General features: G+C 72.2%; 18 protein-coding genes. 10 read left to right on the plus strand and 8 right to left on the minus strand.

Annotated features, from left to right (window positions below):
* The first annotated feature begins 12 nt into the window (after nucleotides 1-12).
* A complete protein-coding gene (gene ligA / locus QFZ64_RS34590) occupies nucleotides 13-2,142 on the plus strand; it encodes an NAD-dependent DNA ligase LigA (protein ID WP_307071440.1) in 2,130 nt (709 codons plus the stop codon).
* A gap of 74 nt (nucleotides 2,143-2,216) precedes the next feature.
* On the opposite strand, the gene QFZ64_RS34595 is transcribed toward ligA, so the two are convergent.
* Nucleotides 2,217-3,059, minus strand: a complete 843-nt coding sequence (locus QFZ64_RS34595) for a helix-turn-helix transcriptional regulator (protein WP_307071441.1) — start codon at nucleotides 3,057-3,059, stop codon at nucleotides 2,217-2,219.
* A 289-nt stretch (nucleotides 3,060-3,348) separates the two neighbouring features.
* Between QFZ64_RS34595 and QFZ64_RS34600 the strand changes: the two genes are divergently transcribed.
* Nucleotides 3,349-4,287, plus strand: coding sequence for an SDR family oxidoreductase (locus QFZ64_RS34600; protein ID WP_307071442.1), 939 nt, complete (start codon nucleotides 3,349-3,351; stop codon nucleotides 4,285-4,287).
* A 217-nt stretch (nucleotides 4,288-4,504) separates the two neighbouring features.
* Here QFZ64_RS34600 and QFZ64_RS34605 read toward each other — a convergent pair whose 3' ends face one another.
* Both QFZ64_RS34605 and QFZ64_RS34610 read right to left on the minus strand, forming a co-directional pair.
* Nucleotides 4,505-5,371, minus strand: a complete 867-nt coding sequence (locus tag QFZ64_RS34605; protein ID WP_307071443.1) for an MBL fold metallo-hydrolase — start codon at nucleotides 5,369-5,371, stop codon at nucleotides 4,505-4,507.
* 126 nt (nucleotides 5,372-5,497) lie between these two features.
* Nucleotides 5,498-6,364 carry an NAD(P)H-binding protein gene (locus tag QFZ64_RS34610; protein ID WP_307071444.1) on the minus strand — a complete coding sequence of 289 codons (867 nt, stop codon included), beginning with the start codon at nucleotides 6,362-6,364 and terminating at the stop codon, nucleotides 5,498-5,500.
* An 81-nt stretch (nucleotides 6,365-6,445) separates the two neighbouring features.
* On the opposite strand from QFZ64_RS34610, the gene QFZ64_RS34615 reads away from it, so the two are divergent.
* Nucleotides 6,446-6,892: an Rrf2 family transcriptional regulator gene (locus tag QFZ64_RS34615; protein ID WP_307071445.1), complete on the plus strand. Its 447-nt coding sequence runs from the start codon at nucleotides 6,446-6,448 to the stop codon at nucleotides 6,890-6,892.
* A 141-nt stretch (nucleotides 6,893-7,033) separates the two neighbouring features.
* Here QFZ64_RS34615 and QFZ64_RS34620 read toward each other — a convergent pair whose 3' ends face one another.
* From QFZ64_RS34620 to QFZ64_RS34635, 4 genes are all read right to left on the minus strand, one after another.
* Nucleotides 7,034-7,417, minus strand: a complete 384-nt coding sequence (locus tag QFZ64_RS34620; protein WP_307071446.1) for a RidA family protein — start codon at nucleotides 7,415-7,417, stop codon at nucleotides 7,034-7,036.
* Between the two features lie 100 nt (nucleotides 7,418-7,517).
* The gene (locus QFZ64_RS34625) at nucleotides 7,518-9,020 is read right to left on the minus strand and encodes a carboxylesterase/lipase family protein (protein ID WP_307071447.1); all 1,503 of its coding nucleotides are present in this window, start codon (nucleotides 9,018-9,020) and stop codon (nucleotides 7,518-7,520) included.
* A 22-nt stretch (nucleotides 9,021-9,042) separates the two neighbouring features.
* Nucleotides 9,043-9,984 carry an MBL fold metallo-hydrolase gene (locus QFZ64_RS34630; protein WP_307071448.1) on the minus strand — a complete coding sequence of 314 codons (942 nt, stop codon included), beginning with the start codon at nucleotides 9,982-9,984 and terminating at the stop codon, nucleotides 9,043-9,045.
* 444 nt (nucleotides 9,985-10,428) lie between these two features.
* On the minus strand, nucleotides 10,429-10,686 hold the full coding sequence (locus QFZ64_RS34635; protein ID WP_307071449.1) for a hypothetical protein: 258 nt from the start codon (nucleotides 10,684-10,686) through the stop codon (nucleotides 10,429-10,431).
* Nucleotides 10,687-11,121: 435 nt separating this feature from the next.
* Here QFZ64_RS34635 and QFZ64_RS34640 point away from each other — a divergent pair, with 435 nt between their 5' ends.
* The 4 genes from QFZ64_RS34640 (at nucleotide 11,122) to QFZ64_RS34655 (ending at nucleotide 18,416) form a co-directional block, all read left to right on the plus strand.
* On the plus strand, nucleotides 11,122-14,034 hold the full coding sequence (locus tag QFZ64_RS34640; protein WP_307071450.1) for an AAA family ATPase: 2,913 nt from the start codon (nucleotides 11,122-11,124) through the stop codon (nucleotides 14,032-14,034).
* A 178-nt stretch (nucleotides 14,035-14,212) separates the two neighbouring features.
* Complete coding sequence (locus QFZ64_RS34645) at nucleotides 14,213-15,070, plus strand: aldo/keto reductase (protein WP_307071451.1); 858 nt, start codon at nucleotides 14,213-14,215, stop codon at nucleotides 15,068-15,070.
* A 330-nt stretch (nucleotides 15,071-15,400) separates the two neighbouring features.
* Nucleotides 15,401-16,639, plus strand: coding sequence for a threonine--tRNA ligase (gene thrS / locus QFZ64_RS34650; RefSeq protein WP_307071452.1), 1,239 nt, complete (start codon nucleotides 15,401-15,403; stop codon nucleotides 16,637-16,639).
* Nucleotides 16,640-17,345: 706 nt separating this feature from the next.
* Nucleotides 17,346-18,416, plus strand: coding sequence for a glycoside hydrolase family 43 protein (locus QFZ64_RS34655; RefSeq protein WP_307071453.1), 1,071 nt, complete (start codon nucleotides 17,346-17,348; stop codon nucleotides 18,414-18,416).
* 185 nt (nucleotides 18,417-18,601) lie between these two features.
* Here the strand turns inward: QFZ64_RS34655 and QFZ64_RS34660 are convergent, their stop codons facing one another.
* Nucleotides 18,602-20,911 (minus strand): CocE/NonD family hydrolase, encoded by a 2,310-nt coding sequence (locus tag QFZ64_RS34660; protein WP_307071454.1) that lies wholly within the window; start codon nucleotides 20,909-20,911, stop codon nucleotides 18,602-18,604.
* Nucleotides 20,912-20,979: 68 nt separating this feature from the next.
* Between QFZ64_RS34660 and QFZ64_RS34665 the strand changes: the two genes are divergently transcribed.
* The 3 genes from QFZ64_RS34665 (at nucleotide 20,980) to QFZ64_RS34675 (ending at nucleotide 24,570) form a co-directional block, all read left to right on the plus strand.
* Nucleotides 20,980-21,636: a TetR family transcriptional regulator gene (locus tag QFZ64_RS34665; protein WP_307071455.1), complete on the plus strand. Its 657-nt coding sequence runs from the start codon at nucleotides 20,980-20,982 to the stop codon at nucleotides 21,634-21,636.
* 543 nt (nucleotides 21,637-22,179) lie between these two features.
* Nucleotides 22,180-23,493, plus strand: coding sequence for a preprotein translocase subunit SecY (gene secY, locus QFZ64_RS34670; RefSeq protein ID WP_307071456.1), 1,314 nt, complete (start codon nucleotides 22,180-22,182; stop codon nucleotides 23,491-23,493).
* 66 nt (nucleotides 23,494-23,559) lie between these two features.
* On the plus strand, nucleotides 23,560-24,570 hold the full coding sequence (locus tag QFZ64_RS34675; protein WP_307071457.1) for an NAD(P)-dependent oxidoreductase: 1,011 nt from the start codon (nucleotides 23,560-23,562) through the stop codon (nucleotides 24,568-24,570).
* The last annotated feature ends 51 nt before the right edge of the window (nucleotides 24,571-24,621 follow it).

Genomic DNA, 24,621 nt, shown 5'->3' on the forward strand with positions numbered 1-24,621 from the left:
AGGATGACCGGCATGACAACACCCGCAGCTGTGATCATGGATGCCGCCGCCTACGCGCAGGCGGTCGAGGACGCGGTGACGGCGTCGGCCGCCTACTACGCGGACGGGACCTCGGCACTGGACGACGACGCCTACGACCGGCTGGTCCGAGGCATCGCCGCCTGGGAGGCGGACCATCCCGAGCAGGTGCTGCCCGGCTCCCCGACGGGGAAGGTCGCCGGTGGTGCCGTGGAGGGCGACGTCCCGCACACGGTGGCGATGCTGAGCCTGGACAACGTGTTCTCACCGGAGGAGTTCACCGCCTGGACCGCCTCCCTGGCCCGGCGCGTCGGCCACGAGATCGAGCGGTTCGGCATCGAGCCGAAGCTGGACGGGCTCGCCGTCGCCGCCCGGTACACGGACGGCCGGCTGGCACGGCTCATCACCCGCGGGGACGGCACGGCCGGGGAGGACGTCTCGCACGCCATCGGCACGATCGAGGGACTCCCCGTCGAGCTGGCCGAACCGGTCACCGTGGAGGTCCGGGGCGAGGTCCTGATGACGACCGCCCAGTTCGAGCACGCGAACGAGGTGCGCACCGCGCACGGCGGGCAGCCGTTCGCCAACCCGCGTGGCGCGGCGGCGGGCAGCCTGCGCGCCAGGGAACGCGCCTACACCGTGCCGATGACGTTCTTCGGGTACGGTCTGCTGCCCCTGCCAGGCACCGGCACCGCGCTCGCCGCCCGGCTGGCGGAACTCGCGCACAGCGAGCTGATGACGCAGGCCGCCGCCTACGGGATCAACACCACCGCCACCACCGCGGTACCCGGCAGCACTGCCGATACCGTCGCGGGCGTGCTGGCCCGCGTGCAGGAGATCGCCGCCCGGCGGGCCGACCTGCCGTTCGGCATCGACGGCATCGTCATCAAGGCCGACCTCGCCGCCGACCAGCGCACGGCGGGCTCGGGCTCACGCGCCCCACGCTGGGCGATCGCCTACAAGCTGCCCGCCGTCGAGAAGATCACCCGGCTGCTCGAGGTGGAGTGGAACGTCGGCCGCACCGGCATCATCGCCCCGCGTGCCGTCCTGCGACCGGTCGAGATCGACGGCGCCACCATCACCTACGCCACCCTGCACAACCCGGCCGACATCACCCGTCGTGACCTGCGCCTGGGCGACCAGGTCATGGTCCACCGGGCAGGCGACGTCATTCCGCGCGTCGAAGCTCCCGTCGCCCATCTGCGCACCGGCGAAGAACAGCCCATCGTCTTCCCCGCGGTCTGCCCGCGCTGCGGCTCCGGCATCGACACCAGCGAGCAGCGCTGGCGCTGCGAGAACGGACGCAACTGCCATCTGGTGGCCGCCCTGTCCTACGCGGCCGGCCGCGACCAGCTCGACATCGAGGGCCTCGGTCACACCCGCGTCGTCCAGCTCGTCGACGCCGGCCTCGTCACCGACCTCGCCGATCTGTTCACCCTCACCCGCGAGCAGCTCCTCGGCCTGGAGCGGATGGGCGACACCAGCACCGACAACCTCCTCGCCGCCCTCGACGCCGCCAAGGGCCGGCCGCTGGCACGGGTGCTGTGCGCGCTCGGCATCCGCGGCACCGGCCGGTCCATGTCCCGCCGCATCGCCCGGTACTTCGCGACGATGGACCACATCCGCGCCGCGGACGCGGAGGCGATGCGCCGGGTCGAGGGCATCGGCACCGAGAAGGCCCCCTCGATCGTCGCCGAACTGGCCGAACTGGCGCCGCTCATCGACAGACTCGTCGCGGCCGGCGTCAACATGACCGAACCCGGCGCCACCCCACCCGTCCCGGACGCGCACGTCACCGGCGAGCCGGCCGACGGCACCGACAGGGCCGGGACCCTGCCGGGCGCCGAAGCAGCCGCGGGGGAAACCGGGGGCGGCCCGCTGACTGGCATGACCGTGGTCGTCACCGGCGCGATGACCGGCCCCCTGGAGAAGCTCAGCCGCAACCGGATGAACGAACTCGTCGAACAGGCCGGCGGCCGCTCCTCCTCCAGCGTCTCCAAGAAGACCACCCTCGTCGTCGCCGGGGAGGGCGCGGGCGCCAAGCGGGCCAAGGCCGAGAGCCTCGGGATCCGCCTGGCCACGCCCGACGAGTTCGCCGCCCTCATCGCCGATCACCTCGACTGAGGAACCGGCACGGGCCGCCCCCCCCCGCCGCCCCCGGAGCCTGCCGACTTCCGCCGACTCTGCCGACCGGCCGGTCAGCCGACCGTCTGGGCGCCGATGACGGACAGCAGACGCAGTTTCTCGTGGCTCTCGGAACCGGGGGCGGCGGTGTAGACGAGCAGCCGGTGCGACTGGTCGGTGTCCAGCAGTGACTGGCAGTTCAGCTCCAGGAGCCCCACCTCGGGATGGACGAAGCGCTTGACCTGCCGGGGGCCGACACCCACCTCGTGGGCCTGCCACAGGGCACGGAACTCCTCGCTCCGCTCCAGGAGGAGGTCGGCGTAGTGCGCCGCCCGTGAGCCCGGGCCCCTCAGCGTGGCGACCTCGCGCACCCCGGACGCGAACATGCGCGAGAGGTGCGCGTGATCCTCCGGCGCGTACCGCTCACGGGTGCCAGGCAGGGCGAACCAGCGGTAGGCGATGCTGCGTTCGGGACCGGTGAACCGCGTGGTGTCGCCGGTCAGGGCCACACCGAGCGGGGTCTGGCGCAGCGTCTCCCCGAGCTCGCCGACGATCTCGGCAGGAGTGTCGGCGAGGCGGTCGAGGATGCGGAGCAGGCCGGGACCGACGTGGTCACCGGCCGAGCCGCGCACGGGCGGGCTGAGCCCGGCCAGACGGAAGAGATGGTCGCGCTCGTCCAGGGACAGGTGCAGACCCTGCGCGATCGAGGCGGCCATCTGCGCGGAGGGCTGGGGGCCGCGCTCGCGTTCGAGCCGCGCGTAGTAGTCGGTCGACATGTGGCACAGCGCCGCGACCTCCTCGCGTCGCAGTCCGCTCGTCCTGCGGCGCTGCCCCCGGGGGAGGCCGACGTCCTCGGGCTGCAGTGATTCCCGCCGCCGCCGCAGGAAGGCGGCCAGTCCGGCCCGGTCGATCGCCATGTCTGTCTCCTCCGTGAACACCTTCCTTTCTACCGCCTCGCGCGGGCGGGCGCGGCGGCGCAGCCTCGGATCGTCGATCCCCCTCTCCGGCCGACGAACCGGCCGCGACCTCCCACGCCCGGCGCCCTCGGACACCCCTCCCGCCGCACCGCCCCGATCGGCGAATGGCCACGAAGGTCCGCTGTGTCCGCCGTATCCACGGCCCGGCGATCAGTGGCTCGGCAGGCCCTGCACCCGCCCGACGGATCCGGCCATTGTGGTCGCACCGACACCACGAGGGAGCCCACCCATGGCACGTACCGACATCGACATCACCGTCCCCGACCTGTCCGGCAGGCGCGCCGTCGTCACCGGCGGGAGCGACGGCATCGGACTCGGTCTGGCCACCCGCCTCGCCGCCGCCGGCGCGGAGGTGCTCCTGCCGGTCCGCAATCCCCGCAAGGGCGAGGCGGCGCTCGCCGCGATCCGCACGACGGTCCCCGACGCGGACGTGTCGCTGCGCACGCTGGACCTGTCCTCACTCACCTCCGTCAGGACGCTGGGCGAGACCCTGCTGGCGGAGGACCGCCCGATCCACCTGCTCGTCAACAACGCCGGCGTCATGACACCGCCCGAGCGGCAGACGACCGCGGACGGCTTCGAGCTGCAGTTCGGCACCAACCACCTCGGTCACTTCGCCCTCGTCGCCCACCTGCTGCCGCTGCTGCGGGCCGGCCGCGCCCGCGTGACGACGCAGATCAGCATCGCGGCGAACCAGTTCGCGATCAACTGGGAGGACCTGAACTGGGAACGCTCCTACAGCGGCGGCCGCGCCTACAGTCAGTCGAAGATCGCGGCCGGGCTGTTCGGCCTGGAACTCGACCGTCGCAGCGCGGCCGGTGACTGGGGCATCACCAGCAACCTGTCCCACCCGGGCATCGCCCCCACCAGTCTCCTCGCCGCCCGCCCCGAGCTGGGGCGCACCAAGGACACCCTCGGCGTACGCGTCATCCGCGTGCTGTCCGCCCGGGGCATCCTCCTCGGCACGGTCCGCAGCGCGCTGCTCCCCGCCCTGTACGCCGCCACGTCGCCGCAGGCCGAAGGCGGCGCCTTCTACGGCCCCGGAGGACCCGGCCACCTCGGCGGCCCGCCCGCGCCGCAGAAGCTCTACAGCCGCCTGCACAGCGCGGACGAGGCCCGCCGCGTCTGGGCCCGCTCGGAGGAACTGACCGGGATCCGCTGCGCGTGAACGCGGCGCACTCCGGCCCGCGGACCACCACTACCGCCCACCCGCGGTGCGACGGCGGGGAGGGGCTGGGGCCTGTCTCTCCCTTCCCGTCTGCCGGGCGACGCCCTGCACGCTCCCCAGGCTCTCGGCTCCGCGAGCAGGGGGATATCCCCAGAGCGCGCGCCTGACGCCGCCCGGCCCGCCCTCCGGGCGGACGACGGGAAGGGAGAGACAGGCCCTACCGGGCGGCCCTCCCCGCCCGCCGCGTGACCAGTGGTACCGCCTCGCCGTCACCCGGCAGGTGAGCGATGAGGCCGCGCTTCGCGGCGGCGCGGACGAACCGCCCGGCGATGTCGGGCTGCTCGACGTAGGTGGGCGGGTTGTCGAACAGCTCGTAGTGGATGGCGCAGACGGCGGTGGCGCCGAGGACCGCCGCGGCCTCGACGGCCTGCTCGGGCGTCAGGGTGACCGGCACGTCCGCCTCGTAGCCCTCGAACTTGGCGATGACCCCGTTGACGGGCAGGAAGGCGAGGTCGAAGGGGCCGTGGTCCCGGGCGATCTTCCACCAGTCGCCGTGCCACATGGTGTCCCCGCAGTGGATGATCCGCGTACCGGCGCCCTCCACCACCCAGGCGACCTGGTCGGACTCGCTGCCGCGCCAGTCCAGCGAGGCGACCGGTGTCACCGTCAGCGGGCCGATCCGCCGTGCCCGTCCCCGCTCCTGCGGGACGGCTTCGACGCCGTCCCGCGCCAGCGCCGGGGCGACGGGCGTGTGACAGCCGACGGTCCCGGACCCGGCGAGCCGCGTGAGGAGCTCACGGTCGTAGTGGTCGGGGTGCAGATGGGTGAGCAGGACGTGGGTTCCCTCGGGTGCCTCGACGCCCCCGGGTGTCTCGACGGGAGGCAGAGGCCGCTTGGGCTTTCCCAGGGCGGGCTCCAGCGGCCCGACGTTCTCCAGCGGATCGATCAGCAGTCTGGTCCCGCCCAGCAGGATCTCCACCCCCGCCCATCCCAGGCGACGCAGGCGGAGTGCGCCGGAGGTGACGTCGGGAGTGGTGTCGGGGGTGATGCGGGGGGTGGCGTCACTCGTGGTGTCCGTGGTCATGACGAACCTTTCCGATACGGCCGTGGCGGCCTCGGCGCAGTGGGGAGGGGGGAAGGGGGAGGTGCGGGAGCAGGGGAACGCCGGCCGGTGTGCGGCGGGCGCGACGGCAACTCGCCGACACGGACCTCACGCCCCTCGACGGGGGAGTGCCGTGCGTATCGCCTCCGCGAAGGGCGTCGGCGCACGGCCCGTCAGCTCGCTGAACGCGCTGCTGACGCCGGCCAGGTACCCGCCACGCGTCGAGGCGCCGAACGAGGTGATCAACCGGACGTCGAGCTCCGGCACACCGGCGGCCCGCAGACCCTCGGCGAACGTCTCGTCGTCGACGGCGACGAGTTCGACCTCGCGGCCGCCGATCTCCCGGGCCAGGGCCACCAGGTCCCCGGCGGTGACCGCCTCGGGCCCCGAAACCTCGAACACCCGGTCCTCGTGGCCGTCCTGGGTCAGCGCCGCGGCCGCCGCCGCGGCGCAGTCCTCGCGCGTGACGTACGCCGCCGCGCCCGTGCCGTGATTGGTGACGAGACGGCCGGACGCGGCGGCGTGCGCGACGGCGGAGACCTGGAGGTGCGCGTAGAGGTGATTGCGCAGCATCGTCCACCGCAGTCCGCTCTCGCGCAGGGCCCCCTCCGTGCCGGCGTGGTCGAGGACCACGGCGGCGGGATTGCCGGGCACCGGCTCGGGGACGGACGTGTAGACGACATGGGCCACCCCCGCCGCGGCCGCCCCGGCGATGGCCGCCCGGTGCTGCTCCAGGCGCGCGCCCACGTTGTCGGTGGAGACCAGCAGCAGCCGGTCGACGCCCTCGAACGCGGCGGTGAGACCGCGCACGTCGTCGAAGTCGGCCGGTCGCACCCGGGCACCGAGGTCCGCGAGGTCGGCCAGCGCCTCCGGCCGGCGCGTGGTCAGCACGACCCGGCGGGGATCGACCGTACGCAGCACGGCCTCGGCGGTGGCGCGCCCCAGAGCCCCGGAAGCACCCGTGATACCGATCATCGGTCCACCTAATTGTAGTCATGATGATTACGAATGTCGGCAAGCGTAGTCATGACGGCTACGAAATGACAAGATGGGCCCATGGCCCGATCCACCAACACCCAATTCGCCGTCGCCGTGCACGTGTTGACGTACCTGGCAGGCGTCACCGACGGGCACGCGGTCAGTTCCGAGGAGCTCTCCAACAGCGCCAACGTCAACGCCGTGTACGTGCGCCGTGTGCTCGGTCCGCTGCGCGAGGCCGGGCTGGTGCGCTCGCGGCCCGGTGTCCGTGGTGGCTGGGAACTGGCGGTGGACCCCGCCGGGATCCCGCTCGCCCGGGTGTGGTCGCTGCTCCAGGGCACCGACCCGGTGCTGGGCCTGCACGGACCGGACCCGGCCTGCGCGACCGGCCGCCAGGTGCAGAAGAGCCTGACCACGCTCGACCGCGCGGTCGCCGACTCGGTCGCGGCCACGCTACGGCGCTTCACCGTGCGCGACGTCCTGACGGGCACGCTGGAGACGACGCTGCCGCCGCTCGACAATTGACGCTCGACGGCTGACGTTACGGGTGCCGGCCCACGCGTGACGGTGCCGGCCGTCCGACCGGTGCGCACAGGGCGTCCCGCGCCCGCGCCGGCGCGCCCGCTCCTGGGCGGGTGCGCCCCGTTCGGACGACCGGCCTCCCGCTCAGTCGTCCAGTACCGCCAGTGCGTCGACCTCCACGAGGACGCCCGGCGGGAGCGGCGTGTACACGGTGGTGCGGGCCGGGTACGGCTCACCGACGGCCGCCGCGTACGCCGCGTTCATCTCGGCCAGATGGGCGGGATCGGTGAGGTACACCCGCAGCATCACGACATCCCCCGAACTCCCGCCGCCCGCCTCGAGGACCGCGGTGACATTGCTCAGGGCCCGCGTGGTCTGCTCGGCGACGGTGGTGCCGGCGATCTCGCCGGTGCCCGGGTCGTAGGGGAGCTGCCCGGAGACCTGCAGGACGGGGCCCTTGCGGATGCCCTGCGACAGCGGGGCCGGCGGCGAGGGCGCGTGCTCGGTGGTGAGGACGGTTCTGGTCATGAGGTTCCGCTCTTCCTGAGGGAGTCGGGAGGGAATCGGGGAGCCGACGGGCGGGGAGCCGGGGGAACGGTGGGTTCCCGGGAGTGACGCATGAGGGGTGTCAGCTCCAGGCCTCTCGCTCCCGACCGTGCGGATCGTCGCCCTGGGTCCAGTCGCCGTCGATGCGCATGGTGGCCCGGTGCTCGGTGTCGTACGGGTCCCAGCCGGGGTCACCGGTCCCGGCGAACCGGATCCAGGTCTCGTGCACGCGGACGGCGAGGTCCGCGGGGGGCTTGTCGGGACCGAGCAGGGCGGTCGGGCCGTGCAGCTCGGGCAGGTCCGTGAGGTCGAAGACGAAGGGCAGCTCGACCGTGTGCGTGGCGCCGAGCTCTCCGTTCAGGGCGCGGGAGCGCCAGGCGAACTCGTATGCGTAGGTGCGGGAGTCCGGGTGGCCGGCATGCGCGGAGGCCAGGGCGCGGCTGCCCACGCCGAACAGCGCGTCGGCCATGACCGCGGACCGCAGCTCGGCGAAGGACGCCCCGGGACGGGACGCGCGGTACGCCTCGACGAGCCGCTCCGGCTGCGGGTGCGAGCGTGCCGCCGCGGCGTGGACGTCGGCGGCGGTGGAGCCGGCGTACGTGCCCACCGGGACCAGGTAAAGGTTGCCCTCCTCCGCGTTGGTACCCACGAGCAGGTCGACGTCGGCGCCGAGCCCCGCGGCGACGGAGTCGGCGGGCTGGGTGTCCAGCACCAGACTGAACGGACTGAGGCCGATCAGCGGATCGAAGTGGGTGCCGGTCCGCAGGTCGATGCCCGCCGGCGCGGAGGCGGCCTCCACCAGGCGTTCGTCGGGGATGTCCGCGAAGGCGTCGACGTGCGGAGCGATGCCGAGGGCCTCGGCCACGGCCCGCGTGACACGGGCGCCCTGCTCGGGGGTGAAGGCGCCCAGGCCGCTGCCGCTCTGGACGATCGCCCGGCGGAACAGCCCCGCGGCCTCGGGGCCGGCGAGGACGCCGGCGGTGATCGTCGCCCCGGCAGACTGGCCGAAGAGGGTGACGTTGCCCGGGTCACCACCGAAGGCGGCGATGTTCTCCCGCACCCAGCGCAGCGCGGCGACCACGTCGAGCAGTCCGCGGTTGGCGGGTGCGCCGGGCAGATCGAGGAAGCCGGCGATGCCGAGCCGGTAGTTGAGGGTGACGAGGACGACGCCGTCACGGGCGAACGCGGAGCCGTCGTACAGGGCGGAGCGCGTCGATCCGGCGACGAATCCGCCGCCGTGGACGAACACCATGACCGGCAGACCGGCACCGGCACCGGCACCGGCGTGGGCGGGGGCGAAGACGTTGACGGTGAGGTAGTCCTCGCCGCGGCTCCATCCGGTGCCGAAGTAGGGTGTCATGTCCACGGTGCCGAGCGTGCGCGCGGACTGCGGTGCGGTGGGGCCCGGCACGGTGGCGTCCCGCACGCCGTCCCACGGCTCGTGCGGCCGGGGCGGCGTGAACCGGTCGGCACCGCGGGGCGGGGCGGCGTACGGGATGTTCAGGAAGACGCTGGTGAGGCCCCGGCGCACGCCGCGGACGGTTCCCCGATCGGTGGTGACGAGGGGGGCGGAGTGGTTGCTCATGTCTCGTGTCCTTCCGCCGGCTTCAGGCCTGCTCGATGTACCGCTCGGTGTTGTTCTCCTCGGCATACGGGGAGAAGGGCGCCCAGCCCTTGATGGCGAACCCGCCCCCGTCGCGGACGACCTCGGCGGCGCCGTGGCCGCCGAGATGCGCGGGGATCACGAGGGAGTTGTCCTCGGCGGCGGAGCCCAGCAGCCTGCGCCGGGTGGCGCGGGCCCCGGCCGGGTCCTCGCAGAAGCAGCTGTTGGTGTCGGGTTCGACGATCTGGACCGGGCTGTGCATGAGGTCGCCGACGAAGAGCGCGCGGTCCGTTCCGGACTCCAGTCGCAGCACGGAAGAGCCGGGGGTGTGGCCGGGCGCCGGTTCGAGACGCAGGTTGCCGTCGATGCGGTGGCCGTCCTCCCACAGGTGGGTCAGGCCGGCCTGGTGCACCGGGGCGACGCTGTCCTCGAAGACGTTCTGATTGCCGCGGCCCAGGTGGGTCTTGTGCTCGTTGGCGGGGTTCCAGTAGTCGAAGTCCGCCTTGGGCATGAGGTAGGTGGCGTTCGGGAACGTCGGCACCCACGTCCGGCCGTCGAGGTAGGTGTTCCATCCGACGTGATCGATGTGCAGATGCGTGTTGATCACGATGTCGACGTCCTCGGGACGGACACCGGCGCGCGCGAGGTTGCCCAGGAAGTCGGTGTCGAGCCGGTTCCAGACCGGCGCGTAGGGCCGGTCCTTGTGATTGCCGACGCCGGTGTCGACGAGGATCGTCCTGCCCTCGCTGCGCAGCACCCACGTCTGTATGGCCGAGTTGACGGATTCGGTCCGCGCGTCCAGGAAGCCCGGCACCAGCCAGGAACGGTGATCGTCCCAGGTCTTCGCCGAGCTCTCCGGGAAGAAGACGTCCGGTGTCATGTCGACCGGACCGAAGTATTCCCAGACGCGAGTCACGGTGACGTCACCCAGGGTGATGGTGTCCACGAATTGCTCCAATGCGCAATGGTTCCGCGAGCTGGGCCGCGGGTTCCTGCCGGGGGAGGAGGGGGTCGCCCGGGACGAGTCCGCCGGCTGAACGACCCTGCTCAGCAAGGGTGCGTCGGCCGGGGCGCGCGGCGGTATGCGTCACATGACTGCATCCGGTGCGGCGCTTCGGGGCCAGACGCATCCTCCCGAGGATGAGCCGGGGGCACGGAGGGTGCCGGGGGCCCGGAGGGCGGGCGGGGGGAGACGCGGCGGGGAGGCCGCCGACGGGAAGGGCCCCTGCCGGAAGGCGGCCTCCTTCTGCCTGCCCGCGCGACGGACCCCGCCGCGGCAGGACGAGTACGGCGGCGGTGAGGACCCCGTACGAGACGCCCAGCGCGGTCTCCCGTACACGCACGACGAGCACGCCCGTCGAGAAGTTGCCGAGCAGGGCGAGCAGCATGCTCAGCCCGCCGGTGAGGAACAACGTCGCTCACCGAGAAGCCTCTCGATCAGCGGCACCGCCGCGTGCGGCCTGTCCAGGGGGCGTGCGAGCGACATCACGAGCCCGTCGGCGTCCTGCCCGGCGACGCGCAGCGCGGCCACGTCCCGCAGTCGCGCGTCGACGGTGCGCCGCAGCCGGGCCAGAACGCGGGGCGCCGTCAGGAATCCCGGGCGGCCGTACAGGGCCGCGACGCATCCGAACCACGAAGAAGGCCGCACCCAGCCGTGGCAGCGTCGCCACACGCGCCTCGCTGAACTCCGCCAGGAAGAAGACCATGAAGGCGAAGACGCCCAGGCCCTGCCCCCTCGCGCCGTACCGGCGGGCGTGCACGGAGCCGTAGATCAGCAGCAGGAACGCCATCCACGCCGCGAGGCAGGGCGTCGCAGCGCGAGTCTGGATCCGGCCGCGCGGCACCGGTATGCGTCACACGACTGCATCCCGGCACACCGGGGATACCGGGAACCCGGGGTGCACCGGGGCGAGGCCGGCCCTCAGCGGGCCCTCCCGCCCCGGCCGACCGGAATACCCTCGCCGGCGCGCACGTTGCGAGTGATGGAAGTCGCGGGAGCGATGCCCGGCTCGCAGGCAGGGCCGGGTGGAACACTCCGGCGCTCAGGTCGTTCTCCGCATGTGTGAAGTCCCCTGGAGCATCCGTGGAAAGTGGTGGAAGGGCTCGAGGGAACCAGAGCTCGCCCGGCGACACCGGTGTGCCGCTGGTGGATCCCGGCGTGCCGCTGGTGGGCAGGGAAGCCGAGACCGAGGAGATCATGCGGCGCCTCGACGCCGGCCGGTCCCGCGGTGAGGTGCTGCTCCTCACCGGTGACTCCGGTGCAGGCAAGAGCGCGTTGCTCGATCTCGCGGCCGCTCATGTGCGCCGCGAGGGCGGCCGGGTACTGCGGGCGGTCGGCAGTGAGTCCGAGGCGCACCTCGCGTTCGCGGGCCTCCATCAGTTGCTGCGCCCGGTCCTCGCCGCGCTGGACGGACTGCCCGCGCGGCAGCGCGAGGCGCTGCGCACCGTTCTGGGGCTGGACGCGGGCGCCGGAACCCCCGACGGCATGACGGTCGGCCTGGCCGTGCTCACCCTGCTGTCGGACCTGTCGGACCCCTCGCTGTCGGACCCCTCGCTGTCGGACCCCTCGCTGTCGGACCTGTCGGACCCATCAGGCCTGTCGGACCCATTCGAGCTGTCAGGCCCGTCGTACCCGGCGCCCCTGCTCCTGCTGGTCGACGACGCCCAGTGGATCGACCGCGCGTCGCTCGACGTCCTCTCCTTCGTGGCCCGTCGCATGGCCGACGAACCCGTCACGCTGCTGGTGGGAGCACATTCCGCCGACGCGCTGCCCGGCCTCGACAAGGGCTGCGCGCGCCTCGAACTCGGTCCGTTGAGCGGTGCGGCGGCGAACCGGCTGCTCGACCGGCAGCCCGCACCACCCTCCGGCCGGACCCGGGTACGCATCCTGCAGGAAGCGGCCGGTAACCCGCTGGCGCTGGTCGAACTGACCCGTGCCGCCGGGACCCGGCCCTTCGCGGGCAGCGGCGTGGAGGGACCTCTGCCCGTCACCGACCGCCTCGAACGAGTCTTCGCGCGGCAACTGGAGTCCCTGCCCACGGCCGCCCGGCGCCCTCTGCTGCTGCTCGCCGCCGCAGACGCGACGGACGGGCCCGCCGCGTCCCGGGGGATCCCCGAGGTCGACGACCCGGTGTGGGCGTCCGCCGAACGGGCGGGTCTCGTACGCCAGGAGGGCCCCCGGATCTCCTTCCGCCACCCCCTCATCCGCTCGGCCGTCTACCACGCCGCGTCCTTCGAGGAACGCAGACACGCACATCTGTCCCTCGCCCGGCTGCTGCACGAGGAGCCCGACCGCCGTGCCTGGCACCTGGCCGCCGCGACCACACGTCCCGACGAAGAGGTCTCCGCCGCCCTGCGGCAGACCGCCGACAGGGCCCGCCGACGGGGCGGCCACGCGGCCGCCGCGGCCGCCCTGGCCCGCGCCGCGGAGCTGAGCCCGCACCGGGCCGACCAGGCGCGCCTGCTCACCGAGGCCGCCCGCACGGCCGTCCTGACCGGCCAGCTCGGCTGGGTGGAACACCTGTCCGCCGAGGCCCGCAGACGCACCGAGGACCCGGTACTGACCAGCGGGGCCGCATTGGCCACCGGACAGCTCATGGCGCTGAGCCGCAACCACGCGGCGGCCTTCGCCCTGCTGGCCCGCACCGGCGAGGAGCTGGCGGCCGCCCACTCGTCACGCGCCCTGGAGGCACTCGCCGCGGCCGCCGTGGTCCGCTACTACTCGGGTGAGGAGTCCCAGCGGCAACGGATCGAGGATCTGCTCTCGGCCGTGCCGGACGACGCGAACCCCGACGAGGGCGACGCACTTCGCGCCTGGATCCTGGCCGTCTGCGACCCGAACGGCGCGGGAGCGTCCCTCGCCCCGGCACTGCCCGGACTCATCGCCGAGGCCGGCGACGACCCCGGCCGTCTGACCGCGCTCGCCATCGTGGCCTGGCTCCTGGACCGGACCGCCCTCGCGGTCCAGACCTTCGACGAGGCGTCCGACCGTTGGCAGGCCCGCGGCTCACTCCCGGACGGCCTGGGCTGCGCCGTGGGCTGGGCCTACCTCGAACAGGGCAGGTGGGCCGACGCCCGCGCGGTGGCCGCCGAGATCTCCACGGTGGCGTCGGCCGCCGGACTCGACCACGCCGAAGCCTGCGCGCACGCTCTCGACGCGACGGTCCTCGCCCTGCTCGGCGACCCGGCCGCCGCGCGCCGGGCCGCCGAACAGGCGCTGCTCCTGGTCGACCCGCCGCACAGCCGCTCCGTCGCCGTCGGCGCCCACCGCGCACTGGGCCTGGCCGCACTGGCCGAGGGCGACCACGACACCGCCTACGCCCGCTTCCGCTCCGCCTTCACCGACGACGGCGACCCCGTGCACTACCACGTCTCCTACACCGTCCTCGCCGAACTCGCCGCCACGGCCGTGCGCCGAGGCCCGCGCGAGGACGCCGCCGTGCTCCTCGAACAGGCGGCGCGGCACCTTTCCACCGGCACGTCCGCCCGCCTCACCGCGACTCTCCACCGGGGCCGCGCGCTGCTCGCCGAACCCCACCGGGCGGAACACCACTTCCGGGCCGCGCTGGCGGAGACCGGCGGCGAGCAATGGCCGTTCGAACAGGCCCAGACCCGCCTGGACTACGGCGAATGGCTCAGACGGCAACGCCGCATCGCCGAGGCCCGGCCACTGCTGACCGCGGCCCTGGACACCTTCCGCCGACTCGGCGCACGCCCGTGGACCGACCGCGCACAGGCCGAACTGCGTGCCGCCGGCATCGAAGCCGCCGACAGCCCGGTGCCCCGAGCCTTCACCGAACTCAGCCCTCAGCAGCAACAGATCGTCCAGCTCGCGGCCCGCGGCCTCACGAACCGCCAGATCGGCGCACGACTCTTCCTTTCCCCCCGTACGGTCGGCTCCCACCTCTACCGCGTCTTCCCCAAACTCGGCATCACCGCCCGCGCACAGCTCCGCGACGTGGTCGAGGGCACCTTGACGGGCACCGGGCGCAGCTGAGCGGAGCCGGGCGGACCGCCCGGTCAGCACCTGTTCGCGCTGGTGGGACGCCATTCACCTGCCGTGGTTGTGGGTGTCAGCACGAACTGGCGTTGGTCTTCCGAGCCGGTGGTTTTTAGTGTGGGTGGTGTGGTGTCGCACGGCGCCGCGCACGCACGAGGATGTCCGGGAGGATTTCATGCGGGAGCGCACTATCGGTGGGCGGGCCGTCTCCGCCGTGGGCCTTGGCGGGATGCCGATGTCGATCGAGGGGCGTCCGGACGCGGAGCGCTCGATCGCCACCGTTCACGCCGCACTGGACGCCGGTGTCACTCTGATCGACACGGCGGACGCCTATCACCGCGACGCGGGCGAGGTCGGCCACAACGAGGAGCTCATCGCCCGGGCGCTGCGCGAGTACGGTGCGGGCGCCACGGAGGTGCTCGTCGCCACGAAGGGCGGGCACCTGCGACCCGGTGACGGGACGTGGACGCTCAATGGTGACCCGCAGTACCTGAAGCGTGCCGTGAAGGAGTCCGCCCGCCGGCTCGGCGTCGAGGCGATCGGTCTCTACCAGTTCCATCGCCCCGACCCCGCCGTGCCGTACGCCGACTCCGTCGGCGCGCTGCGCGAGCTGCTGGACGAGGGCGTGATCGTGATGGCGGGGATCTCCAACGCGAACGTGGAGCAGATCGACGTGGCGCGGGAAGTGCTCGGCGGCCGGCTGGTGTCGGTGCAGAACCAGTTCTCGCCCGCTTTCCGTTCCAGCCTGCAGGAACTCGAACACTGCGCCGAGCTGGGCATCGCCTTCCTGCCGTGGAGCCCGCTCGGCGGCATCGCGAACGCGAAGGAGCTCGCGGAGCGCCACGGCGCGTTCCAGCGGGTCGCCGACGAGATCGGTGTCAGTGTCCACCGGGTCACCCTGGCATGGGAGCTCGCGCTCGCCCCCGTCGTCATCCCGATCCCCGGCGCCTCGCGCCCGGAGAGCATCCGTGATTCCGCCGCCGCGGCCGACCTGGAGCTCACAGCCGAGCAGATCGCGTCGCTGTCCGCCTGAACCTCGGGGTGCCGCCACCTCCCCGTGCCGGACCTGGGCGCGGCCGCTGCCCCTCTTGCGCAGCTCGTCGCCGTCGCCGTCGCCGTCGCGTTGACCCACGTCCTTCGGGCATCGTGACGGATGGCTGGGTGGCCCGAGCGCTGCCGTCGAGAAATGACCTGCACGCAGCGGTACAGCCTGCTAGCTTCTGCGGCATGAAGCGCGCTGCTGTGACGACGACGCCGGAGAGTGTCCCGGCGCGCTGACAGATGTCCGAGTCCGAAGCCCCGGGGCGAGTGCCCCGGGGCTTCGCCTTGCGGTCACTCGCCCGATGTCCGCGAGGAGACCGCCATGCACGACCGCCGCCATGACCACCGCAGACTCGGCCGTGAACTGAGCCTGTTCGACACCGACCCGCTCATCGGCGCCGGCCTGCCGTACTGGCTGCCCGACGGCGCGACCGTACGGCACACCCTGGAGGAGTACATCCGCGCCGCCGAACGGCGAGCGGGGTACCAGCACGTGTACTCACCGGTCCTCGGCAAGCGGGAGCTGTACGAGATCTCCGGACACTGGGCGCACTACAGCGACGACATGTTCCCCCCGATGGACCTCGGCGGTGAGCAGGTCGTCCTGCGGCCGAGCCTGTGTCCCCATCACGCGGTGATCTACCGCTCCCGCTCCCACAGCTACCGCGAACTCCCGCTGCGCATGGCCGAGTTGGGAGGCATGTACCGCTTTGAACTCTCGGGTGTGCTCGGCGGGCTGACCCGTGTGCGGGCCATCCAGCTCAACGACGCTCACATCTTCTGCACCCTGGACCAGGTCGCCGAGGAGGCGCAGGCGGCGCTGGAGATGATCCGCCGGGCGTACGAGGCGCTCGGCATCACCCCGACCCGCTACCGGCTCTCCCTGCCGGGCCCCGGTGGCAAGTACGTTGCCGCACCCGAGAAATGGCAGCGGTCCATCGCCCTGCTGACCGACGCCCTCGACCGCTCCGGCCTGCCCTACGAGGCGGCCGGGGGAGAGGCCGCGTTCTACGGCCCCAAGATCGACGTCCAGGTCACCGACGGCGCCGGCCGGGAGTCCACCCTGTCCACCGTCCAGGTCGACTTCCACCAGCCCGAGCAGTTCGACCTGCACTACATCGGCCCGGACGGCGACAGACACCGCCCGGTCATGGTCCACCGCAGCATCATCGGCAGTGTGGAGCGAGCCGTCGCCCACCTCGTCGAACAGCACGGCGGCGCCTTCCCCGCCTGGCTCGCCCCCACTCAGCTGGTGATCCTTCCGGTCTCCGACACCGAACTGCCGAACGCGGAGGCCCTCGCCCGACGCTGCACCCGTCTCGGACTGCGTGCCCGGATCGCGGGACCTGACCGCGGCAGTCTGGGCGCCCGGATCCGAGAGGCCCGCCTGGTTCCCTACCAAGCCGTCGTCGGTGCCAAGGAGGCCGCCGACGACCACATCGCACTGCGCTTGCGTGACGGACGCCGGCTCGACCCGCGGCCGGTCGGTGATGTACTCACTCGCGTCAGCGCTCTCATCGGGGCCCACAGCACCGACCTGTGGGCCGAAGCCGCCTCATAGCCGGTGTCACGATTCTTCGCGCTCGAACCCCAGAACGGTTCGTCGTGTGTGCGGTGAACTGCTCCGGTGTGCCGACGTGGTCCTCGACGCCGGGGTAGGTGATGCCGATGCTGCGAGGGACCGTGTCGAGTCGGAGCGAGGGCATCCGGCCGTGCCCCGTCGCGTAGAACACCAGCGAACCGTGCGCGCGCCAACACCTGCATGGAGGCGTGGAAGGTGGCCGCGCCTTCGGCGTCGAACACCACACGCACGCCCGCGCCGCCGGTCAGCTCCCGCACCGGTTCGACGAACGCGAGGGATCTGCCTCGCCGGCGGCCCGGGTGGCCTCGATGCCGGCCCGGACGCACTCCCGCAGCTGCCTGATCAGCTGCACCGTGACCGCCTTGGCCACCGGGCTGTGGCGACCCGCGTCGGCGATCAGCACTCCCGGCGGCTTCGCCCGCGCGGTGAGCGTGCCGCGTGCCGCCGCCTCCGCTGCGTGCGGCGAGACGGTTGGACATTGGTCCAGACTATTGACATGCTCAGGACTTGTCGGGACTCTGTGAGAGCGCTTCCATCGATGCAAACGCGCCATGGAAGCCGAGGGCCAGGCGGCCGGAATCACTCCCCACAGCTCCCTCCCGCGTGATCCCGGCCGGACGCCGCCCCCACCCGGCGCCTGCGCCGGTGCGGCGTCGACAACGGAGGACGACCACGGGACGGGGTCATGAGACTTTCCCGCTTTCTTTCCGGCATCGCGGTCTGCGCGCTGTCCGGAGTACTCGCCGCCGTCATCTCACTGCCGGCGGCGACGCCCGCCCGAGCGGACCAGACATCCCTGCGGGCCTCGGACCCGAGCGTGCTGCGCGTGGGCGGCACCTACGTCTCGGTGCAGTCGACCGGCGGCGGCATCGCCGTGCGGCAGGCCTCGTCCACGGCCGGTCTCGCCTCGGCGTCGGCCCGCCAGGTCTGGTCGGACACGCGTGGCCTCGGCGAGATCTGGGCCCCGGAGGTCGTGCGGGACGGCGGGCGCTACTACATCTACTTCTCGGCCGGCCGCGGGGCGGCCCACCGGATGTACGTGATCAGCTCGGCCGCCCCGGACAGCGGCTACACCGCCGAGACGAGGCTCTTGCTGCCGGACGACAGGTGGGCCATCGACGGGACGCTGTTCACCTTCAACGGGCAGCGCTGGTTCGTCTGGTCGGGCTGGGCCGGCGACACCAACGTCGAGCAGAACCTCTACATCGCGCGGATGAGCGACCCGGTCACACCCGCCGGCTCGCGGTACGTCATCTCGCAGCCGCGCGAGAGCTGGGAGCGCGTGGTGGGCAACCCGTACATCAACGAGGCACCCGAAGCCATCAAGGACCCGAACGGGCAGTTGCACATCACGTACTCCGCCAACGGGAGCTGGAGCGAGCAGTACTGCATCGCCGATCTCAGGTTGCGGGCCGGCGGTGACCCGACGTACGTATGGGACTGGTACAAGTCCAACGGCTGTCTGTTCGGCTCCAACCGCGCGACCATGATGTCCGGCTGGGACCCGACGCTCCACGTCAACGGCCCCGGCCACCACACCTTCGTGCTCCTCGACGGTGACATCGACACCAGCCCGCCCGCCGGGCCCACGTTCCCTCTCATGTTCCACGCCGTGCCGAAGGGGACGCCGTACGAGTGGGCCAACCGGTACTGGTACACCGGCTCGTTCACATGGTGGGGCAACACCACGTACCGCCGCGCCAACGTCCCCGGTTCGAACACCGACACCGGCTGGAGCATCAAGTTCTTCGAGTAGCCGACGGCCGCCTCCGAGCGGCACGCCGGGGCCTTCCGGGGGCAGTGTGCCGGCCGTCCCGGGTGAGGAGCTCGACGCTCCTGCTCCCGGTCCGTGTGAGGTCACCGCTCGCCGCGGCCCGCCCGGAGGGCCCCGGGCTCACCGTACGTGAGCCGGGCGCCCCGTCCCCGACTCCGGACGCGGTGTCAACTCGCCCCCTCCCGGCCCGCCTGTTCGTCCGGGCGGCCCAGGCCGGTGTCGATGAGGGGCAGTTGCAGATAGCCGAGGCGCGTCGGTCCGGTGTGGACGGTGTTGGTGGCTCCGTCGTGGTAGGCGGGGTCGTAGGCGTGGTGCATGCCGTGTGCGACGCCGTCGTAGGGCTGGACGTCGACGCGGAGGCGCTGGCCCTTCCTGAGCAGTCCGGTGCTGGGGATCAGTTCGATCTCGACCTCCACCTCCTCGCCCTCGGCGAGCGGCGCGTAGTCGGCCTCGCGGTGGGTGTGTTTGACGGTGTAGGTGGTGGTGCGCTCTTCGTCGATCCGGCGGTGCGACGCCTTCAGCCAGCCCTTCATCAGCGGGATGGGACGGTCGCCGAAGCCGCTGGTGGCCAGTCCGGTGAAGTCGACTTCGTGGCCGCTCTCGTCGATGACCCGTACCGACAGGTAGAGGTCCATGTCGTGGCTGGTGGAGGAGACCACCAGTCCGGCCCTGCCGTATCCGGCGAGGACGGCGTCGGCGGTCAGCGGGGCGCTGAGGAAGGAGATGCCCGTCGTGCGCGGGTCGGACGGGGCGGAGGCGGGGTCGACGCGCAGGGCCGCTCCGGTGGCGGGAGGAAGGAGGGCGATCTGGGCGGAGTAGGAGGCGTGGCCGGCCGTGGCCGGCGGGGCCGTCGCGAGCAGGTGGAAGCGCCGGCTCTGCCGCGGTTCCGGTGTCGGCGTGGTCGAGGTGTCGAAGTACCAGCGCCGGTAGTCGGTGTGCTCGACGGGCCACGCGTTCTCGTGGCGGATGACGGCGGCGCCGTTCCCGGTCCGTATCTCGAGGCGTACGGGCGGGACGTCCATGATCCCGTTGTCGACACCCTTGAGCCAGTGGTCGAAGAAGGCCTTGTGAGCGGCGGTGGTCTCCTCGGCGTAGGCCTTCTGGAACCAGTCGTCCCACAGGTCGAGCTTCTTGTGCGGTGTCGGTGTGGCCAGGTAGGCGCCGGCGCCGCCGAGCTGGTGGAAGTGTGCGGAGTGGGTCGTCGCGGCGACCGCCCAGAGCGGGACGGTGACACCGGACAGGTCGGGGCTCATGAAGACGTCCGCCCGTGGCCCGAAGACGGCGTCGGGGTCGGTGTCGCGGAAGGGGCTGTTCTTCAGGGTCTCGACGAAGTCGGCGATGCCGGGCTCCCCGACGATCGCGGGCTCGATGCCGGCGGCCTTCCAGACGGACCAGAACTGTTCGTTGAAGATGCCGCCGTTGTAGGCGACCTCCTCGTAGAGGTCCACGTCCGTGCCGATGGCGATCATCGCCTTGAGGTGCTCGGGACGCAGACTGGCGGCCTGGTGCTGGTTCATCGCGAGGTAGGACATGCCCCAGGTGCCGACGTTGCCGTTGGACCACGGCTGGGTGCCGGCCCATTCGATGCAGTCGCGCAGGGCCTCGGCCCCGGTGATGCCCCATGGGGCGAGCCGCCCGGGGGAGTTGCCGGCGCCGGGCATGTCGGCGCGTACGACCACGTATCCGTCGGGGACCCAGGAGGCGGTGTTGACGGTCTCGTGGTTCTCGAACGCCTGCCCGCCGGGGTTGCCCGAGAAGTAGTCGTCCTCCATCACCTCGTGCGCTTCGAGGTCCGCCGCGGTGGCGATGGAGTGGTGGTTGAAGGCTTTGCCGTAAGGCCCTGAGCTGACGACGACCGGGTGGGTGCCAGGTCCGGCGGGGCGGAAGACGTCCGCGAGGACGTGGCCGCCGTCGCGCAGGGGGATCTCGACGTTGCGGAAGCGCAGGATGCCCATCGCGTTGCGGCGGACCTCGTTGCGGGCGCTCGCCGGGGAGCACCACGTCCGCGGCTCGGTGCCCTCGAAGACACCGGCCTCGTTCAGGTCGCGCAGGAGCTGGACGAGGACCGGGTCGTCGGTGAACGCGCGGAGCTTGTCGACTACCCCCGTGCCCTGGAAATCGGCGTCGTGGCGGAAGTCGACCGGCCGGCGGCCGACGATGTCGTGGACCTCCGGCGCGAGGTGCGTGCCGTGGTCGCGGACGGCCGTGCGGCCGAGGGTGAACACGAAGCGGGCGATGTTCGTCAGCCCCGGGTCGCGCAGTTTGGCGAGGTCGCCGTCGACGCGGGCGACGATCTGCGCGAGGCCGAGCCGCGGACGCGCGAGGGCGTTGCCGATGGGCACCGCTCCCACCAGGAACGCGACGCGCTCTCCGTCCTCGTAGCGGAACTCGCCCCGCGGGCCCGTGAGCCCCCGATGCGTCGGGGTCTCGTACCTGAGACCGCTGATCGGGCCGGCCAGAAGGCCTGTGTGCGTCATCGGTGCCATCTCCTCCACGGAAATATCAACGGACGTTGATAATATGGCGGCCACCGTACACTACGCCCATGACCGAGCACCCCGACGAGCCGAAGCCGCCCGCGCGGCGCGGCCGCAGACCCGGACGGAACACGACCCGTCAGGCGGTGCTCGACGCGGCGCGCCGACTCTTCGCGACGAACGGCTTCAAGGACACGACGATCCGCGCCGTCGCCGCGGAGGCCGGCGTCGACGCCGCGCTCGTGATGCAGTTCTTCCGTTCCAAGGACGAACTCTTCGGCGCCGTGATGTCGCTGTCCCCGGACGCGCTCGCCCGTATCGCGGGCGCGTTCGGCGGCCCCGCCGAGTCGGTCGGTGAGCGGGTCGTCCGCGCGCATCTGGCCGTCTGGGAGGGCGATGGACCCGACGCGGCGGCGCTGGGCGCGATGCTGCGCGGAGCGATCACCAACACCCGGGCGAACACGCAGCTCAGGGAGTTCATCGAGGCCCGGCTGTCCGAGGACGCGGCGCAGTTCGGCTCGGACGGCCAGGACGCCGCGATCCGCGTCGCCCTCGCGGCCTCCATGCTGATCGGTCTCACCGTCGGACGGCAGATCGTGCGGGTCACGGTGCTCGCGCAGGAGGAGCGCGAGGCGATCGTCCGACGGCTCGGCCCGGCCCTGCAGGCCGTCCTCCTGCCCGCGCCGCACCCCGTGGAGCCGGTGGACGGGAAGGGCCACGACTGAGCCGCACCGTGACTGAGCCGCGCCGCGAACCGCGTGGAGGTGCGCCCTTGGGGTGGCGCGGTGCGCGCGGTCGAGTCAGGTCGGACGGGGACGAGGCGGTGGACTCGACGGTCCGGGAGGCTTGACGGCGGCCCGCCCAGCCGTGCGCGCCCCCCTCGCCCGCCGGCAGCCCGCGCCTCACCCTGGCCGCCTGACCGGAGTCGACCGCCCCGATCCGCCGGGAGTCCGCCGAGGTGGCCGCCTGCCGCCGCTGCTGCCGCCGGTGCGGTTCGACGGCGTGGTCCGCTTCGAGAGACCCGCCTCGGTGCCGCCCGTTCGCCGGAGCCCGATCCCGCGCCGGCCGAGCCGCACCGCCGGGTGCGAGAGGCGGTGCCGGCCGAGACGGGATCCGAGGATCGGCTCGGCCGCACCTACCGGTAGGTAGACCGTTCGGTCTTGACAAGAACGCTTCCCGCGGTCGACGATGCTGCGAGATAGAACGTTTGGTCTTGCCGGGCGCCGACGATCCACGACGGCGCGTCTGGCAGGGTCGCCGGAGGCACCGTGATCGTCGCATTCGCCCACGCATTCAGGACGCCCGACCTGCGCAGGAAACTGCTCTTCACGCTCGGTGTCGTCGTGGTGTACCGGCTGGGCACCCACGTCCCGCTCCCGGGCGTCGACTACGGGGCCGTCCAGCGGTGTGTCGACGGAGCCTCCGCCAACCAGGGGCTGCTCGGGCTGGTCAACCTCTTCAGCGGCGGTGCGTTGCTTCAGATCACGATCTTCGCCCTGGGCGTCCTGCCCTACATCACCGCCGGCATCATCCTGCAACTGCTGACCGTCGTCGTCCCCCGTCTGGAGACGCTCAAGAAGGAGGGCCGGGCCGGGAGCGCGAGGATCATCCAGTACACCCGCTATCTGACCGTCGCGCTCGCCGTGCTCCAGGGCACCGGACTGGTGGCGACCGCCCGCAGCGGAACCCTCTTCTCCGGCTGCGCGGTCGCCTCCGACATCGTCCCGGACAAGGCGATCCTCACCACTGTCACGATGGTCGTCTCCATGACCGCCGGCACATGCGTGGTCATGTGGCTCGGTGAACTGATCACCGAGCGCGGCATCGGCAACGGCATGTCGATCCTCATGTTCGTCTCGATCGCCGCCACGACCCCCTCCGCACTGTGGGCCATCAAGAAGCAGGGCACCCTCGCCGACGGCTGGATCGCGTTCGGCGGTGTCCTCCTCGTCGGACTGGTCCTGGTGGGCCTCGTGGTCTTCGTGGAGCAGGCCCAACGCCGCATCCCGGTCCAGTACGCCAAGCGCGTGATCGGCCGCCGTTCCTACGGCGGTGCGTCCACTTACCTACCGCTGAAACTGAATCAGGCCGGTGTCGTCCCGGTCATCTTCGCCTCGTCACTTCTCTACCTCCCGGCCCTGATCGCCCAGTTCTCGCACGGCGACTCGGGGTGGAAGACCTGGATCACCCAGAACCTCACCAAGAGCGATCACCCCGTCTACCTCGTCGCCTACTCCGTACTCATCGTCCTCTTCGCGTTCTTCTACGTCGCGATCACCTTCGATCCGGACGAGATCGCGACCACCATGAAGCAGCACGGTGGCTTCGTCCCGGGCATCAGGGCCGGACGCCCGACCGCCGAGTACCTGCGCCACACGCTCAACCGGATCACCTGGCCGGGCGCGCTGTACCTGGGGCTGATCGCCCTCGTCCCCACCCTCGCGCTGGCCACGAGCGGAACGAGCCAGAACTTCCCGTTCGGCGGCACCAGCCTCCTGATCATCGTCGGCGTGGGCCTGGACACCGTGAGACAGATCGAGAGCCGGCTCCGGCAACGCCACTACGAGGGCTTCCTCCGCTGAGCGGCCCGCACTTCCCACCCAAGGGCCCTGTGGCGACACGGTGTCCTCGCACATGAGGAGTCACTCGTGCACGTCTTTCTCACCGGCGGCAGCGGCTTCGTCGGCCGGCATCTGATTCGACGACTGCGCGCCGAAGGGCACACCGTCGCCGCGCTGGCCCGCTCCGGTGCGGGCGCGAAGAAGGTCACCGACGCCGGAGCCCGGCCGGTGCCCGGCGATCTGGCCGAACTCGTCCGGCCGGACGGTTCCCTCCCAGCCTGGCTCGACACCCTGCACCACGTCGACGCCGTCGTGCACGCCGCGGCCAGAACGGGACCCCGGGGCGACGAAGCGGGCTTCCGGGCCGACAACCAAGAACCGACCGTCGCTCTGCACGCGGCCGCCGTGAAAGCGGAAGTGCCCCGGTTCGTACTGCTCAGCGCCGCGCATGTGTCCACCGGCACCCAACGCGCCACCGTGGTCGACGAACACACCGACAGCGGCACCCCCGTCACCGCGTACCTGCGCACCAAGTTGGCGACCGAGGAGGCGCTGCGCGGCACCGCGTCACAGGCGACCACCCTGCTGATCCTGCGGCCGCCCCTCGTCTGGGGACCGGGGATGAACCTCACCGAAATGGCCGCCGTCGCCGCCAGGGGCCGGTTCCTGTGGATCGACGGGGGCCGGCGGGTCATCGACTTCATCCATGTCGACAACCTCGCCGACGCCGTGCTGCTGACCCTGGAGCACGGCCACCACGGTGTGCCCTACTACGTCACCGACGGCGCCCCGATGCCGGTACGCGACTTCCTCACCGCACTGCTGGCCACCCGAGGTGTCGACGTCTCCACCGGCCGCAGCCTCCCCTCGCGTGTCGCCGCACCCCTCGCGGTCCTCATGGAAAGCAGGGCCCGCCTGCCGCGCAGGACCACCACCCCGCCGCTCACCAAGTGGTGGGTCGCGGTCCTGGGCCGCGACCGCGTCTACGACATCAGCGCCGCCCGCACCGTCCTCGGCTACCGGCCGCGCATCGCATTCGACGACGGCCTCCTGGAGATGACCGCCCTGACCCGCCACTGCCACGCCGAGGCGGGGTGACGGACCGACGCCGACGCGCCCCGCGGCCCACCTCCGAGAACCGCCCCGCGG

Source organism: Streptomyces sp. B3I8 (genome assembly GCF_030816915.1).
Classification (GTDB): Bacteria; Actinomycetota; Actinomycetes; order Streptomycetales; family Streptomycetaceae; genus Streptomyces.